This window comes from Syntrophothermus sp., from assembly GCF_013314835.1.
Classification (GTDB): Bacteria; Bacillota; Syntrophomonadia; order Syntrophomonadales; family Syntrophothermaceae; genus Syntrophothermus; species Syntrophothermus lipocalidus.
Genome location: NZ_JABUEX010000012.1, coordinates 19,857 through 35,645 on the forward strand (window position 1 = coordinate 19,857; position 15,789 = coordinate 35,645).

Here is a 15,789-nt window from a genome sequence, read left to right on the forward strand (position 1 = left end):
AGTATTGCTATTAATGCTATTGGCACGATTGATGTTAATTTTTTCATGCACCTTCTCCCCTACATCCCGCCAAATACCGAACCTAGCTGCGAGAACAAATACTGCATCCCCGGGTAACCGAACACCAGCACAGCTCCCAGCAGCCCCAGCACGCATACCAGCGCGAATAACCCACTTTTCGCCGCTGTTGCTCTGGTTGCGGCCAGTTCGTGCATGTCGGCGATCTGGTCATTCAAATCGTCAAAGATGTCGGCATTAACTCTGGTGTCCCATGCAGTGTGGATTCGGTATGATATGGCATCTACCAGCGGATGTCTGGCTCGACGGGACAGCTCGTAAAAAGCCCCTTTCACATCTGCTTTGAAGTTTATCTTGGCCATCACCTTGTCCATTTCACTTCTCAGCGGTTCAGGCAAAAACTGCGTTGTTAATTGCAACGCTTCCCGAGGGGTTATGCTTCCCGTTTCCAGAAACGAAGGCATAAAGCTGACCAGCACCGGTATCCCTTCCAGCAGTTTCTCCTGCCAGGTGCGGTACTCGTTTTTTAATACCAGATCAGTTATAAATACTCCGGCAAAAAAGAGAGCTGCTGCTAAAGATACTGCCAGCCAGCCGATCAGTTTCAGCCCGATCACCAGCGCCAGCAATGCCAACCCGCCGCCAACCACCAGACCTGTTTTTAATACTTCGTTGGTCGTTTTTTTCAGCACTTCTAGCGCAGTTTGGTTTGCCTGCCGTTCCAGGTATTCAGACAAACGGTACCGCACATAGTCTGCGGATTTCACCAATGGGCCTACGCTGGTTTCTGTCGGAACTAAAAGGTAGTAGCTGAGCATAAATAAACTGACCAACAATCCTGCTGCTAAAACAAGCGTCAATCCCTGTCCCCCTTTCTTTATGCCAGGTCTTCGGACCCGCCGACTTTTTGGGCCATAAATATAAGCCCGACTATCAGCCACGACGCCAGCCCAAGCACAATTCTCCCGCCCGGTGTTGCGAACATATCCCTCCATACGGTTATGTCCACAACAAGCCCTGCTAATAGCAAAACAATCACGACTACTGCCGCAATCTGGACTTCCATCAGCGATTTGGTCCGTTCGGTTTTCAACCTCTCTTTTTGCCTTAAGGCTTGCCCAAGACGCTTAAAGCCGCGCGCCGCCGCCTGCGGTCCGCCAGCTCGTTCTGAAGCGGCTATTATTGCTGAAATTGCCCGGAACTCGGACAGGTTGTACTTCTGGTACAGCTCTTCAAACATCCGCGGGAACGTTGCCCCGGTCAGGTTGCGTTTCGTCAACATCAAGTCATATTCTGTCGCCAGCGGTTCTTTCATCCGCCCTTTTGCAGTGTTGATTACGTCAGGCGTCACCAATCCGGCGGCATAAAGTCCCGCCGCTGATACGATAAAGTCGCGGATTGATGAACGGTATTGCTCCTGTTTGTGCTGTTTTATGTGTTTAAGTATCCAGCCCGGCAAAAACCAACCGAGAATCCCCCAGGCCAACCCTGCCAGCGGTGTTTTGGTAATAAAGGTTGTCAGCAGAAACACGGCTACTGCGCTGATCATGGGCAGCCCGTACTTTTTCCAGCATTCTCTGAGTGTTTCTTGTTCAGGCAGGCTGCCTCCAGTTAGAATATAAAACAGCGCAAACAGGCTTAGTAAAAGCCCTATTTGCCACACAGCTTCTTCATCTCCCCTGCTACTGCAAATATTTTTCGTGTACTTTTTCGTATTCGGGAATTAATTTTGCCCCCCTGAACGCCAGCATTGACAGCCGTTCTTCTGTGATCGGATTAGTGTAAATCCACCGGCGCTCTCTGCCTCTGCTTTCCGCAAAGGCATGGGCGTCAAACTTGATTATGGTTCTATAGCCTTCGCCGGGGATTACTTCTACCAGCTCCATGAACGTCCGCTTCCGTTCTTCGGTGATTGTTTCTTTATCGACGAAGATCACAAAATGGAACATTGACGCGATCACTTCGTCTAAAAATTCTTTTGGCAGATGGACGTTGCCGTCCATGAACATGCCCCACAGCCTGGTCCGCAGGCTGTTTATGTCCCCTGCATGGCCGGTTGTCCAGAATCCGCCGGATGTGGATGAGGCGATCTGGGAAGCGGCAATGATTTCTTTCGACCGGATCTCGCCGACTATGGCCCGGTCAGGGTTGTTCCGGTTCATCGTCCGGCATAGCTGAGCCATGTCTACGATGGTACGGTCGCCATAAGAGACTTCCACCAAATTTATGCAGTTTTCCAGATGCGGCATGAACATCTCAAAGCTGGTCTCAGCGATAAATGTCCGTTCCTGCGGGTCGATATGCAGCCCTAACGCCCGCAGGAATGTGGTTTTGCCTGAGTCGGTCCGTCCGAAGATGCCCAGGTTGGCATGGCCGTGCACTAAGAGGTTTACCAGCATGTCCGCGACAAACTGCGGTAGCATTTGGTTTTCTACCAGCTTTTCTAGCGGCATCGGCGGTCGGGTTAAAGGCGATTTGCGGATCGTTGCCGCTACGCCCAGAGGCGATGTCTTGAAACCGATTACCGCTATCCGCGACCCGTCTTTGAGCCATGCGTCTACGATACTGGCGTCCTCCGTGAAAGGCCGCCCGACATCGTCGCAGATTTTCTGGCAGTACCGCAGCACTTCTTCGTTGTTCTTGAAGTATTGTTTGGCAGCCGCATATGTTTTGCCCCGCATAGAATAAAACACGCGCGGGCCGTCTTTTGTCGGGTTGATAAATATTTCTGTTATCTCCGATGCCCGCGGTCCGAAAAAGTCCTGTAATACCCCGTAGCCGGTTGCCTGTCCCATAATAACGGTTACCGCTTCTTCTTTTTCCTCCGGCGTAAGGTCGGTTCTAGCCAAAACCGCTTTCCTGATTACTGCTTCCAAATATTTTTTATCGGCAAATATCCCTGTAGAAGAAAGAAAGTCCGGGTGCTTTTGGGCAAGCTCCCGGGCTATGTCTTCGATTATCTTCTCTTTTTGTTTTTCCTCGTGTTCCAGCCAGTCTGTTGACTCAAATTCTAAAGCCATAAACCAATTCCCCCAAAAAATATAAATGTTGCCAGTAATAACGGATAATATCAAGGCTGTGACAAACAAATGCCCCAAACTGTTTCATTGGTACAGTTATGTACTGCGGTCTATTAAGTCTGAACATCTTTAACATTTTCATGAAAAGGTTGCTTGCAGTAAATCGTATCTTCCCAGGTAAGATTTTTGTAATTTTCTCTACATGTCTTACAATTATGACCTATCACTACACATTTTGAAGCATCAAAACCACCAGCCAGCGTATCTCCTATTTGTTCATCACATCGACCGCAATAAACGTAGCCAAAGCACATTGAAACTATTTTGCTATGACCAATGAGGGCACATACTACCTTGTTTCTCTGAGACTCGTCGTTAATACCAAGCGATTCTATCTTTGATATAAGCTCATTTTTTTCCATAAAAAACTCCTTTCATGTGTTGTGTAACATCTTCCAGTGACGTCCTCCCCTCAATAAATTGAGGGGATTACTGCCCCCTCGCGCTCCCCCATTTCTCCTAACAAACCAAAAATCCTTATTCAGCCAAACTGTTTACATTCTTGATGACACAACCGCCCCAAACTGTTTCATCGGCACAGTAATGTACTGCGGCCCGATGAGCGGATATGTCCCGCCCAGCACCGGCACTTCGATTACAGCAACATAGCCAGGCGCCCCTGCTTTCCCGCCAGGCACTGGATCACCCGGCGCTACCGGCTTAAATTCCACCAGCTTTATCGGTCCAGCTATTGCTTTGTTGTTTGGGTTAGGCACAAACTCGGCGCCGTTCCATGCAGTCTCTGTCATTGCTGCCATTGCATACGCAAAGTGTTTCTTGGCCAGGTCTGTTCTAAGTGCTACCTGACTTGTGTCTCCATCCATGTTGGCTGATGCCGCTGCATAGTTCATGGCTTCCCCAAAGTAACCATACACCCTAACCGCAGTAGCTTTTGCCCCAAATGCCAGCCCTGCCAGTATTGCCGTGACCGATAGCGCTATAACCAGGAATACCGAAAGTATTGGTATTGCCATAAAGCCTTTCTCGTCTTTCAGCAAATCTTTCTCCCCTTCTTCCTATTCCGCCAGGCTGTTTACACCTGTCCCGTTTACCAGCAGTTTTCCGGTCGTTGTCCCGCTGGTTGCGCCAGTGCCAGTTTCATAGATCGGGTTGCCGTTTTCGTCGTAGCCCGCGACATACTGGTACTGGTACCACACATTCCAGTTTGCCGTCAGCGTGTAGTATTTCGGGCTTACAGCCATGTATTCGTCTTTGATCATGTTGTAGATGTTGGCTCCGTCCATTGCCCAGTCCTCTTTAAATTCGACTGTCGCTGTATGCCCGTTCGGTTTCATCGAAACTGTTACCGTCCCCTGCGGCGGCAGCGGATCGCCAAACACGAAATCCGGGTGTTTTTTTCGGATAGCTCAGCGTCGCCGATGTGATTTCCCAATATGTTACCCATCCTTTCGGCGGTGTCGGGGTCGGTGCTTTCAAGGTCGCAGTCACCCAGTCTGTCCATTTCGCTGTCCCGGCTGGCCGGCTTTTGCTTCTGTCCTGAGTCACCGCCTGAAACGTCAGGCTCCCCGGCCCGCTTGAACCCTGAACAGGCTGTGACGGCTGCTCTTCTTTCACCTGCACGGTCTTTTTCTTTACGTTGTCCTCGTTGGTCGTCTCCTCATACCTGTCCTCGATCGGCGAAATGTCGATGTACGCTGTCAGCGTCCTTGACCCCGACGGCGGCGCCGATACGGTTGAATCCAACTGCACTACCTGCCCAGGCTCCATGTGGGAGATGTACTGAACGTCCTGGCCGCTTGCGTCCCAAAGCCTTGCCCGCCACTGGTCGTTGAACAGGGCTACGGGGACGTTGTCAAGCGGTACGGTACTGTCGTTCTTGAAGTATACGCTCACGTTGTACCGTTCGTTGGGGTTCGCCTGGCGGCCGTCTACGCTGGTCTCGATTGAGACTACGGAGAGATTGGGCAGAGATTTTATATCCTCAGGCACGTAATATTCCGCCTGAATCGGATAACGGTATTCCAAACCTACTGCCCCGCCGTTTTTAAAAGTCCCCCAGCCAATCCTGATCTGGCTTGAATCATAGTAAGTGATGTTTCCCTTATCATCGCTGACGGCGACTGTTTTTCTTGGCTTTAAATACCCGTTGGAATCGGCAATGTCTCCTGTTTCGATTTCGTTTGTTTGCCCAAGGTGTTTGCCGGTTGTTTTGTCAAAAATCGAGCAGACCATCACGCCGAAGCCGTCTTTGATTCTTGGGACTATGACTTTCATGTTCTCATCCCAGTAGAATGCATCATCTCTCACTGCAAATATTGGCATGAACGATACCGTAAGACCGTTGCTATCGAGTGTGTAACTGGGGGTATTTTTGAAAAATTTAGAAGCAGCCGCGTCGCCAGGTAAAACGAATCTGACTTTTACGTTCTCCAGTTTGCCGCCGTTGTTCAGATACTCTTTAACCTTTTCGGGCAGAGGCGTGGTGATGTTGACGTTATCGTTATAGGGAATCACATTGTCGTATTTAATGGCATTAGCAACATCTTTGTCGTACAGCTTTATCCCGCGTTCCACGCAGCCCCAGTAGCCGCCCGAATAATGCCAGAACTGGATGGAGTAGTATGGTTCTCCAGTTACCAATAAAGTATAGCCGTCCGGAACTGAAGTGTTAAAGTTTATTGTTTCTGCTGACGCCATAGGAACAATAGCCAATATCAGCGTCAGCGCCAGCAGCAGGCTCAGCAGTTTTCTCAAAGCACATCACTCCTTTACATGTCTAAATCTAGATACTGCCCGGTGACCAATTCCAGCGCTTTGGCGCCTTCCGGCCCCATATCCGGCCCGTTTTCTTTCACCAGCCCAACTTTGATAATGCCGAAATCTAACTTATCAAACGGTATACCCGTAATCTCGTAGTGGCCGCCTTTGGTTACTGGTTTGTCTGGGTGAAAATCTCTAAACAAATTGTGGTATTGAGGAATGTTATTCGGGTCCGTCATCCACTTGATGTCAAGCCACCACTCTGTCCCTTTCGGGGCGGTCGGCAGGTCAAGGATGATTTTGCCGTTGGTTCTGTCTATAGTGATATACTTAAAAGCCAGCTCCCCGTATTTGATACAGTCTTCGTAAACTGGCCAGCCTGCATAGTCAAATTTAACCGGCTCATTCTCAAATGTAGGTTGGGCAGTCTGCTGTTTGACATACTCCTTTACAGCCGCTACATCCGGTCTCGGGTCCCCCTTCGGCCAGCAGATCACGGTCCGCGTTTCTGCGTCCCAGTCCACTTCGTACCCCAATCCTTCAGCAACGTATCTTGCCGGCAAATACGTCCGCCAGGCGGGGTTCTGTTTGAGCAGTGGGGCTACATCGATCTCTTTTGTCTCTCCGTTTGTGCTGATTCTCTTCTCCCCGATCACCATCTCCAGTACGGTGCTGCCTCGCTTTAAAGTGGCTTTCTTTTTGTCGTTGTCCCAGGTGATGTCCTCATCCTTCAGTCCCAACGCCCGACCCAGGTATCTTACCGGCACGTATGTCCGGTCGTTCTCGATGAACGCACGCGCGTCCATCTTTATCCCGGGCAGCTGCCCGTTGATGAAGTATTCATCCAGTCCTATCGCAAATACAACGCTTTTGATCAGTTGCTGGTTCTCGTAGACGTCTACCTGTTCGTTGACTGCTAATGCAGGTACGGCTGTCAGTATGAGTGCCAGCAGGGTAAGCAAGGTTATGGCTTTTTTCATGCGCTTAATTCTCCTTTCTTTTGGTTTTTTCGATGACAACGTTTTTATTCTTGATATCGTGGAAAGAGATTGTTTCCCGATACTTTCCAAGATGCACAACTATGAATTTTGATGTGACTTGCTCAACGGTACCGGTATATTTCTTGGCTTCTTTTTTCTCTATGACAGAAAAGACTATGGTATCGCCGCATGAAAGTTCCAAAGTATCTCTCCTTTCCAAAAACTGCACGTGACGTCCTCCCCTCAATAAATTGAGAGGCATCCTCAAGCGGATGCACGCAGGGCTTTATTTCTGCGCTTTGGTTCAGCGACACCGTGCCATCCCAAGAGGAACGACACGACCGCGGGCCGTGTCACCCGGCCACTACTCCCCTTCACGGGAGATACCTGATACACTTTTTCGTAGATGTTCAGGGCACCGTTTATGTCCGCCTGTGCCTTCCACCCGCAGGAACATACGTACAACCCACGATGCTTGCGGTTCGACGAACTGACTGTCCCGCAGGCGTGGCAGGTCTTAGAAGTGTTCTCCTCGTCTATATCGTCGCGGACCGTGATCCCGACCAGCGCACCTTTGTACTTGAGCATGTTGACCAGTTTCCGGTACGGCCAGGTGTGCAAACGCTGGTTCAGCCGGTCTCCATAGTCAATGCCTTCACGGATTCCGTTGAGGTCACCTATGGCTATTTCTTTCACGCCCCGCCGCACGCACTCCGCAATAAAGTGGGACGTGGCTACGTGCAGTAACTGCTCTACCTGCTTCTTCTCCAGGTGCGCTACCTGCTTCCATCTGCGGGAGTTCTGCTGAAGGTTCGCCCGTACCTTCTGCCAGTACCGCCTTATCGCCTTGATCATCCTGCCGGAGTAGAGCAGTACAGTTCCGTCGTCGAAGACACAGGCCATGAGGATAGTTTCGCCCAGGTCTACTGCCACTTTCCCCGTCCCATTGTTCTCGCAGGGTTTCACTTCCACCATCAGACGGGCCTCTATCCGCCCGGAAACCTTGTCGTAGATGATGGAAAGCTCCCGCACGCGGTCGTATTCTACGTCAGGTCGTTGAGATATCCGGAAAGACACCTGCTTTACACCGTCTTCCCGGCCGGTGCCCAGGCTCAGCGTGACCCTGTCTCCATCTATTTTGAACCCGCTCTGCACATACTTGAGCGGAGAGAGACAGCCTTTCCGCCGGAAGCCAGGGGCTTCGTGCTGTTTAATCCCCTTCTTCTTCAGGGCAAAGAAGGACCTGTACGCTTCTCGCACTTCGTCCCGGGTGAGCTGGACCGACATCGAATAGTATCCTTTGGCCCTGGGCAGCTCTTTCAAGATGCGGTTGAGGTTTTTCCGGGAAATATCCACTTTCCCGGTCTCTTCGTACTCTCTGCGCAGGTGCCACAGAAGGCCATTGTAGACTTTGGTGGCGCAAAACATGGCGTCCTTGAGAACGGCTTCGGTCTGAGGGTCGGCGTGGACTTGGGCCTTGAGAGCAATTAATGGCACTCACACACCTCCTTCCCCTGTTTTCTGAGACTCAATGTACCGCCTGACGCTTGTATAAATGCTAGGGTGAGGGGTCCGTGTATCCCCTCAATAAATTGAGGGGGATTACTGCCCCCTCGCACTCCCCCGTTTTTCTAAAATATGCTAATTCTGTCCGGATGAATTGTACGCTTTCGCCTTAAACCCTATTCTTTCAAGCTCAGTCTGTTTTTCCGGATCGTCCGGTACGTATATTACGTCTGCCAGCCGCCACATTATCGGGGTTATCGGGTTGTTTTCGTCGCACGGTATGCTGATTATCAGCCGCATCCCTTCAAAATGCGACAGCATCGCTTTCAGTTCATCTTCGGTAGGAAACTTCCGCACTTTCTGCCCAAAGGTGTTCCCGCAGGGCAGGTAGGCTATGCCGTGCTTGTACCGGTACGCAAACTTGGAGATGTCTGTTTTCTCAAACGGCATGTCCAACACCCGGCAGGTGAGTACTCCTGCGCCGATGTCCCACGGCTTCCAATCCCCTTCCAACTCTTCCATGCCTGGTTTCGGCACGCCCATTATCCTGTCCAGTTTTGGGTTGGTTGTGTCCAGCTCTATTAAAACCGTCCTGCCGTCGTCCAGTTCTTTTGCCAGCGATAAAGCGGTTTCCGCTTTTTTGCCGCCGTGCGAGTTCCAGACCACTATCACTCTTTCGTCTGCTGTTTCCTGCTTTTTGTTTTTGAGGTTGGGCAGGTTCAGTTTTGGTATGTTTGGGATACCTGGTAGTTTCGGTATCTGGACTTTAGGCAGTTCTACCGGCAGTTTGTTAAGTATCCCTTTAAGGACTTGCTTGCTCGGTTTTTCGGTTTCTTCTTTGGGTTCTTCTGTGACAGGTTTGGGTTTAGTCACCTGCTGGCTCTGCACCTTTGGCACAGGCAGCGGCTGGCCTTCTATGCCCAGATACTCGGCTACATCATACCATTCTTTTTTGGTTTCTATCCAGCTTGTTAAGTCGTTTACGTTAAACTCTTCCACAAAGTACAGGTCATGTATGCTGAAACCGGCTAGCGCTTTAATGTACCAGTGGTGATGGCGCTCTTTGCGTTCAGGCGCTAGCAGCATCAGTATCTTGGTTTTCGGCCATGCAAACCGTATCCTGGTTATGCAGTCGATTGACGCTCTGTCGTATTGTATGCTGCCGTCGTTCATCAGTCCTGACACTGGCACTCCATCAAATATGATCAGGCAGTCCGGCGGGCTTTCGGCTGTCTCCGCATACGCTACCGCTGTGTTTAAGCTGTAGTCTATGGTTATCTCTTCGTATTTGCCTGTTTCGTACAACTTGTTCTTTATATCCTCATACCCGGCGTCTACTATGATGTGCACTCTCATGTGGCGTGCTCCTTACCCGTTCAGGTATTTGTCCACTATCTTCAGTCCTTTTCGCAGCATCCGGACCGCTTCCATCAGCTCTTCGTCGTACAGTTCAGGCGTCACGTTCATTTCATCGGCTACGTCGTTAAATACGATTAAAGTTTGCGTTAAATTGATGTACCCCTCCTGTACCATTCCCCTGAATTCTAACCTTGTCATGCTTCCCCTCTCCTTTTTCTTCTTTTAAATCTTTTCTACCAATCGCACAAAGCTGTCAAACAGCGAAAATATAAGTTTTGTTGTTGTCGCCGGGTAGTTGATTAAAAGCAGGCTGACCAGACATACGCCGACCATAATCATGCCCCGGTTTAAAGGGCGCTGGTTGGCATACCCGTACACCCAGCCGGCTAACCCCATCATAAGAAACAGCACAATCAGCGGGTTGCCCAGCTTCTGCGCTTTCCGCACTATTGTTGATGCCGCATAAGCCGAAGTTTTGGTTATTTCTTCTTTCCCAACCGGCTCTATTTCCTTTATCCCGCCGCTCACTTCGGGAAACTCTACCGGCCGGTTGGGATCAAATATGCTCAACTTCTGTTTCACGCCCGATCCGCTCGGCGAATCAAGCGACATCCCGATACCCAATACCACAAACACCAGCAGTATTACTGCTGCGGCTATTACATACCTGTTTTTTGCCATTATGCCATACCACTCCTATTTGAACGGGTTGACAGGTTTCCCGTTCTGCCTTACCTCAAAATGCAGGTGCGGGCCCGTTGACCGTCCCGTGCTGCCGACAAACCCGATTACGTCTCCCTGCGCGATTTCGCCGCCTGTATTACATTTCCTTGCTTGCAAATGGGCATACCATGTCGTCAGCCCGTTTCCGTGATCGATAATGACCAAATTACCCCAAATTGGGGTTGATGAACTGTATATCACTTTACCGTTATATGCGCTTCTAACCGGCGTACCGGCTGGCACTCCAAAATCCACACCGGTGTGGAACCGCTGTTTGCCGGTAAACGGGTCTTTCCGCATTCCGTAGGGCGATGTTACCGGGCTTTCGCCAACAGGCAGCAGCATCTTTTCTCCTTTGCTTCCTGTAAACACGCTCTTGCCCAAATCCACCTGGAAGCCGGCTACCCGCGCGTTGAACACAGACGAATCTACCGCAAAGTTTTCGTCGTACAGTTCAGCAAACTCCAAAACCATCTCCTGATCGAAGCTGTTGGTGACACCTTGTTGCGCCAGATAGGTTTTGAACCTTGCGTAATTAATGTCCGGTATTACGTTTGCTACCACTTCTCTGATGATGGTTTTGCCGCCTTCTTTATATGTCTTCCATTCGTATTCGTAAGTGTATGTGCCTTCAAACGTGTCCGCTTCCACAAGCAGACGGACCCTGGTCCGTGTTTCTTTTTCTTTACCTTCTTCATCTTTTTCTACTGCAATCACCTCGGATTCTTTCCACTTGAAACGCGGAGCTAACGCCTGATAATGTTTTTGAGGGTCGGGTTTGTAGTCCGTCCCGCCGTGGCTCAGCGGATCCCCGAGCAGCCGGTCTATGCCTGCCAGCACCGCCCAGGACATAGCGTGCGGTTCTGCCTGTGCCTGTTCGTCTGGCGTCAAGCCTTCTTTCCATGATTCTGTCAACCTTTTATATTCGGCAATCAGTTTTATGTTCTTCTCTTTGTTCCAGCTGGGGTCATCGTCGCTCAACACGTTGAACACCGGCGGGTCGCTGCCCCAGTATTCCGCTACCGCTTTCGGGTAAGCATAGACCACAATCAGACAAAATAGCGCCAGAACAACCAAAACAGCCGGCACTCCCAAAACTTTCAGCATCAGCACCAGCTGTTTCTTCACTATCTGCCAGACCAGCTCGGCTATTTTCCTGCCTATCCTCTCAAATATCCTTTTGTATCCTTGATCTATCTCGATCGACCTCCTCTAACTCTCCGCCAAAATTCTTCTTCTTTTGCCCGCATTAATTTTTTCATATTCTCCCGCTCGATTTCTTTAATCTCTTTCTTTGCGTCCCATTTAAACAATATCATTACTACAAGCAGTACAAACCCCATCGTCCCCAGAACGTCATTTAACCCTTTCATGTGTTTTAACACCTGTTCCTGCCAGTAATCCCACGAAAAGTTCTGGTACAGGTCGTACAGGTACTGCGGATACCAGATCGGGTTGAAGTATTCAATGTCGTCAACCGTCACCGGATACCCCGGCGCGATGTTTAATGCGGCCAGCAGCATGTAGCAGATTATAGACAGTATCATGTAGTAGTTAATATTCATTTCCTGGTCGTACCGCCAGTGCAGAACGATTATCGCCAGCCACAACAGCATGATCGGCATAGGCAAACACAACAGTATCATGAATGCGATGATTTTAGCCTGCCGGTTGGTTATTGGATATTCGGGGTTCAGCTTGTCCAGAAACGTTTTTAAACTTTTTACCATTTCCCACCTCTCGCCCCCCTATATGAACGTCTGCAGGCTGCCTGCATAGTACGGATCGAAATTAGTATGCATCGCCAAGTATACATGCAGCGAACATATGACAACAAGCGATATGGCCGCAAATGCCGCGGTCCGGTAATCGTGATAATATAAACTTTCCTTTAGCCTTAGAATGATTCCTAGATATATCGCAATCGTCGCGGCTGCAAAACCCAACATCACAAAACACCAAATAAAAAAGTACGGCACAAATATCCATGTTTGCTCTATCTTTCCGATGTCGAAGAAGTACCGGTACCACTGCCCGAAAACTATCCCCGGCATTATGCTGAACTTAAACAGGTACGGGGCCAGAAATTTCCCCACCTTTTCGTTTAGCTGCAACAGGTACACCAGAACAAAAAAATCAACCAGAATCAAGCCCAATGCGCCACCATCCTTTCTTAAAAAAATCAGAAACCGGGCAGCCAGCGCTGCCCGCTACATAATCTGCCCGCCGCTTATCGGTACCCTGTGCTGGCGCAGCTTCTGCATCTCTTCCGCGACAATTCTTGCCCGTTCGCTCAACCGGCTCTGCGCCTGCATGACTTCCATCTGGTTGCTCCTGATCACTGCTTCCACGTCTTCGTACTGCTGCTGGAACGCTTGCCATTCTTCCGGGCCCCTCAATGCAGCTATCTCTGCTGACCGATATTCCGCCAGTAGCTGCTGTTCCCTGGCCGCATAAGCCGCATGCCCCTCGTCCGGGTCTACAAAACTCGAAATGAAGTTTTCCCGGTCACGGCGAAAATCTTCTAACCGAGCCTGCGCTTCACGCGCCTGCACCTTCAGCTGCTGCCAGGCAGTAGAGCCAGGCCCCCACTGCGCCTTTATCGCCTGGTAATGGGCTTTGTAATCGTTGTAGCTCATCGCCGGCGCTTCCGGGTTGGCAAGGTTGACGTTCTTCATCAGATCGTTCAACCGGCGGGCTGCATTTCTGTGTTCGCCATACAGTTCTTTATTTATTTCGTTGTATACTTGCCGGTATGACGGCCCACCTTTTATAGATTTTACTGTATCCGCAAACATCGCACCGTGGCCAACAACGGCACCTGCCATCGCTCCCAGGTAACCTGGTATGCCAGTCCCGCCAAACAGCTGCCGGCCTATCCGTATTGCTTCGCTTGGCTTTGCTAACTGCGCATTGTCATACAGCCCGAAATGCTCTTTTAACGCCTGCCCGTAGCTGTCCAGCCCTTTCTCCTGCATCTCGAATTTGGCGTCACGGAAATTTTGGAGGATGTTCTCTGTCGCCCCGCTTGCGCTGCCTATCGCTTTCCCGCCGATGCTTGCGCCGGCTGCTATTCCCCCTAGACCGCCTAAAGCGCCGCCCAGCATGGAGCCGCCCAGCACGCCAAATGTTGTTGCCGCTGCTCGGATAAGGCGCATCTTGCGGTCCCAACCGGTTGTGTCGCGGAACGGTTTGACCGCGTCTACACCACCACCTATGCCGCTACCTGTGCCTGTAACGCCAGCTCCAGCCACCGCACTGACAGCGTTTCCAGCTCCAGCCGCCGGTTTGCCGCCGCGCACTGTGTCGCCCAGTATCCTTCCTACGCCCATCAAGTGTTCAGCTCCGATAAGACCAGCAGCCAGCGACATGGCTCCGTGCGTCAGCTGCGGCGCACCGAACAGACGCCTGACCAGATCGGCTATCCCGTTTAAACTCATCAGCATTACAAACAGGATAAAGAAGTTGTCTATGGCGTTAAAAGCCAGGAAGAAAAACGCAATCGCCACCGCGTGCCCCAACTGCATGAACATATTGGCACAGAATTCTCTTAGCCAGTGGTTGAGCAGCCCCCGCTGAGTGGGAAACATTGAGACAAATGCGGTAACGGGAAGAAGCATAATCAGGATTCCCAAGCTAACTTTCCGGATAATGTACTGGAAGTTCATAAAACCAATCATTAATATCCCGATCAAGCCCAGAATCAACGCCGACAGACTGAATGATTCGCCGGTGTAGAATTGGTCAATGAATCCCTGGCTTAAGTCAATGCCTGACGATGTCATGAATGAGCCCATATAGTTAACCAGCGTTTGGTTGGCGTTGCCGGCTATTTCCATCAAGGTCGGGCCGAATTTCAGCATCATTACCGCGATCAGGGTGCCGACTATGTAGTCCTTTGCTCCTAACCGCTGTTCGGCTCCCATGTTGGTGAAGATCAGCATAAATCCTGCTAAAACTATTCCGATCAGAAACAGGGTCGGCAACAAGCCGCTGAACAGGTTGTAGACCGCTTTTACTACTTTCTGTTCATTCGGGGTGAATACCCCGAGCCACAGGTTTTTGCCTTCGCTGTCTACCCCGGGGAATCCGTTGCAAAATACCAGTTTCATCGGATCGACAAGCCCCAGCTTTTCTGCCAGCGTTTCAGGTATCCCGCCCAGGATGGCTCCCATAATCTTGTTGATGAAACTCGTTTTCTTTTCCTCTTCCATACTGCTCAAAAACGATTTGCGGGGCTGGGTTGTTCCCGGCGCCACCTGCGGTTGAGTTGGCTCAACTACGGTTTCCGAAAGCGCCGGCGGTTCTTCGCCGGTCCAGGCCTTGTAGTAATACCCTGCTTTGTTCAGGTTTTTGGCGGCTTCCTGGTATGTCTGGTTCGCCTGGTCTGCCGCTTCCTTCTTGGCGTATTCCAACGGCGTCCCTTTTGCCTGGTTGTATGCCGCATCTGCCGCTTCCATCGCCCGTTTCGCTGTCACGTAGTCCCCCCAGGCTGTTTTGTATATTGATGTCGCCTGGGTTCTCAGGTATTCGTTCAACTCTGTTTGGAGTTTCTGCAGTTCCTGCTCTTTCTGGGCAATCAGTTTCGGGTTCTCTTCCAACTTCCGGCCATAGTCGGCAAGGGCTCTTTTTATTTCTTCAATGCGATATTTGTTTAATCCTCTTGTTACCCAGTTTTGCTCTAGTGCCTCCAACTCTTTGGTCAATTTTTCGTATATTTTTGGATCAATCTCTTTTTGCAAATCGTTTATCTCGCGTTTGACCGCGTTTATCTGCTTGAATTTTTCGGCTCGGGCTTTCTCCACGCCGTTTATGGCTGCCGAAAGCGGGCTGTCGGCCGCAAACAGCGGTTGCGCCAATGTAACAAGCAGTATCAGCGCCAGTATTACAGCTGTTAATTTCTTGCCCATTGCTTAAACTTCTCCTTTTGCATAAAATGCACTGCAATTCCCCAATACACAAACAATCCCATCGCTGGATAAAATGTCGAGATAACAAAAAAAGAAAAACCAGATGTATAAGGGAATGTGAAGTGTATCTTAAGCCCAATTAGATCCATGTTGGCTATTTGCCTTAACAAAAATCCTAGAGCTTGAATCCAGTCTACAAGCCCAACTGCATACAACTGCCATGTTACCAGCGATTTGTATATCGGGGATGAACCCTCTATGTGGAATATCACCATGAATCCCAGCAAGATTACACCTGCCGGAATTAAATAATAGTACCATTCCATTTGCGGTTTTCTGAACCACAGATAAATACATATTAACAAGATCGGCAAATCTATCGAGTTGAGCAGCAGCACAGCAATTATAAACCCGATGATTACCCGCCTCTCAAGCGTCCCCATCTGGCTGTATTTTTCTTTTATTCTTTCCAGCAAATTATCTCTCCTTTCT

The 15,789-nt window shown here is 50.1% G+C and carries 18 protein-coding genes; all 18 read right to left on the bottom strand.

The genetic code is table 11. The annotated features are described in order from the left end of the window. Positions 1–59 precede the first annotated feature (59 nt). Positions 60–878: a type II secretion system F family protein gene (locus HPY90_RS05595; protein ID WP_287192138.1), complete on the bottom strand. Its 819-nt coding sequence runs from the start codon at positions 876–878 to the stop codon at positions 60–62. Between the two features lie 17 nt (positions 879–895). Continuing rightward, the gene (locus tag HPY90_RS05600) at positions 896–1,681 is read right to left on the bottom strand and encodes a type II secretion system F family protein (RefSeq protein ID WP_287192141.1); all 786 of its coding nucleotides are present in this window, start codon (positions 1,679–1,681) and stop codon (positions 896–898) included. 19 nt (positions 1,682–1,700) lie between these two features. Beyond that, positions 1,701–3,038 carry a CpaF/VirB11 family protein gene (locus HPY90_RS05605; RefSeq protein WP_287192144.1) on the bottom strand — a complete coding sequence of 446 codons (1,338 nt, stop codon included), beginning with the start codon at positions 3,036–3,038 and terminating at the stop codon, positions 1,701–1,703. 113 nt (positions 3,039–3,151) lie between these two features. Beyond that, on the bottom strand, positions 3,152–3,460 hold the full coding sequence (locus HPY90_RS05610) for a hypothetical protein (protein WP_287192146.1): 309 nt from the start codon (positions 3,458–3,460) through the stop codon (positions 3,152–3,154). Positions 3,461–3,592: 132 nt separating this feature from the next. Further along, positions 3,593–4,096 (bottom strand): hypothetical protein, encoded by a 504-nt coding sequence (locus tag HPY90_RS05615; RefSeq protein WP_287192149.1) that lies wholly within the window; start codon positions 4,094–4,096, stop codon positions 3,593–3,595. A gap of 18 nt (positions 4,097–4,114) precedes the next feature. Then, complete coding sequence (locus tag HPY90_RS05620) at positions 4,115–4,393, bottom strand: hypothetical protein (protein WP_287192152.1); 279 nt, start codon at positions 4,391–4,393, stop codon at positions 4,115–4,117. After that, complete coding sequence (locus HPY90_RS05625) at positions 4,356–5,813, bottom strand: COG1361 family protein (RefSeq protein ID WP_287192155.1); 1,458 nt, start codon at positions 5,811–5,813, stop codon at positions 4,356–4,358. The genes HPY90_RS05620 and HPY90_RS05625 overlap by 38 nt, the downstream gene beginning before the upstream one ends. Before the next feature lie 14 nt (positions 5,814–5,827). Then, positions 5,828–6,799: a copper amine oxidase N-terminal domain-containing protein gene (locus tag HPY90_RS05630; RefSeq protein ID WP_287192158.1), complete on the bottom strand. Its 972-nt coding sequence runs from the start codon at positions 6,797–6,799 to the stop codon at positions 5,828–5,830. A gap of 4 nt (positions 6,800–6,803) precedes the next feature. Beyond that, positions 6,804–7,028, bottom strand: coding sequence for a hypothetical protein (locus HPY90_RS05635; RefSeq protein WP_287192161.1), 225 nt, complete (start codon positions 7,026–7,028; stop codon positions 6,804–6,806). A 35-nt stretch (positions 7,029–7,063) separates the two neighbouring features. Then, positions 7,064–8,296, bottom strand: a complete 1,233-nt coding sequence (locus HPY90_RS05640) for an RNA-guided endonuclease InsQ/TnpB family protein (protein WP_287192164.1) — start codon at positions 8,294–8,296, stop codon at positions 7,064–7,066. 144 nt (positions 8,297–8,440) lie between these two features. Then, the gene (locus tag HPY90_RS05645) at positions 8,441–9,661 is read right to left on the bottom strand and encodes a hypothetical protein (protein WP_287192166.1); all 1,221 of its coding nucleotides are present in this window, start codon (positions 9,659–9,661) and stop codon (positions 8,441–8,443) included. 12 nt (positions 9,662–9,673) lie between these two features. Further along, positions 9,674–9,862: a hypothetical protein gene (locus HPY90_RS05650; RefSeq protein WP_287192169.1), complete on the bottom strand. Its 189-nt coding sequence runs from the start codon at positions 9,860–9,862 to the stop codon at positions 9,674–9,676. 24 nt (positions 9,863–9,886) lie between these two features. After that, positions 9,887–10,345, bottom strand: coding sequence for a hypothetical protein (locus tag HPY90_RS05655; RefSeq protein WP_287192171.1), 459 nt, complete (start codon positions 10,343–10,345; stop codon positions 9,887–9,889). 15 nt (positions 10,346–10,360) lie between these two features. Beyond that, positions 10,361–11,515: a M23 family metallopeptidase gene (locus tag HPY90_RS05660; protein ID WP_287192174.1), complete on the bottom strand. Its 1,155-nt coding sequence runs from the start codon at positions 11,513–11,515 to the stop codon at positions 10,361–10,363. Between the two features lie 65 nt (positions 11,516–11,580). After that, the gene (locus tag HPY90_RS05665; protein ID WP_287192176.1) at positions 11,581–12,117 is read right to left on the bottom strand and encodes a hypothetical protein; all 537 of its coding nucleotides are present in this window, start codon (positions 12,115–12,117) and stop codon (positions 11,581–11,583) included. Between the two features lie 18 nt (positions 12,118–12,135). After that, on the bottom strand, positions 12,136–12,543 hold the full coding sequence (locus tag HPY90_RS05670; RefSeq protein WP_287192178.1) for a hypothetical protein: 408 nt from the start codon (positions 12,541–12,543) through the stop codon (positions 12,136–12,138). A gap of 54 nt (positions 12,544–12,597) precedes the next feature. Then, positions 12,598–15,297, bottom strand: a complete 2,700-nt coding sequence (locus HPY90_RS05675) for a hypothetical protein (protein ID WP_287192181.1) — start codon at positions 15,295–15,297, stop codon at positions 12,598–12,600. Further along, positions 15,282–15,773, bottom strand: coding sequence for a hypothetical protein (locus tag HPY90_RS05680; protein ID WP_287192184.1), 492 nt, complete (start codon positions 15,771–15,773; stop codon positions 15,282–15,284). The genes HPY90_RS05675 and HPY90_RS05680 overlap by 16 nt, the downstream gene beginning before the upstream one ends. Between the last annotated feature and the right edge of the window lie 16 nt (positions 15,774–15,789).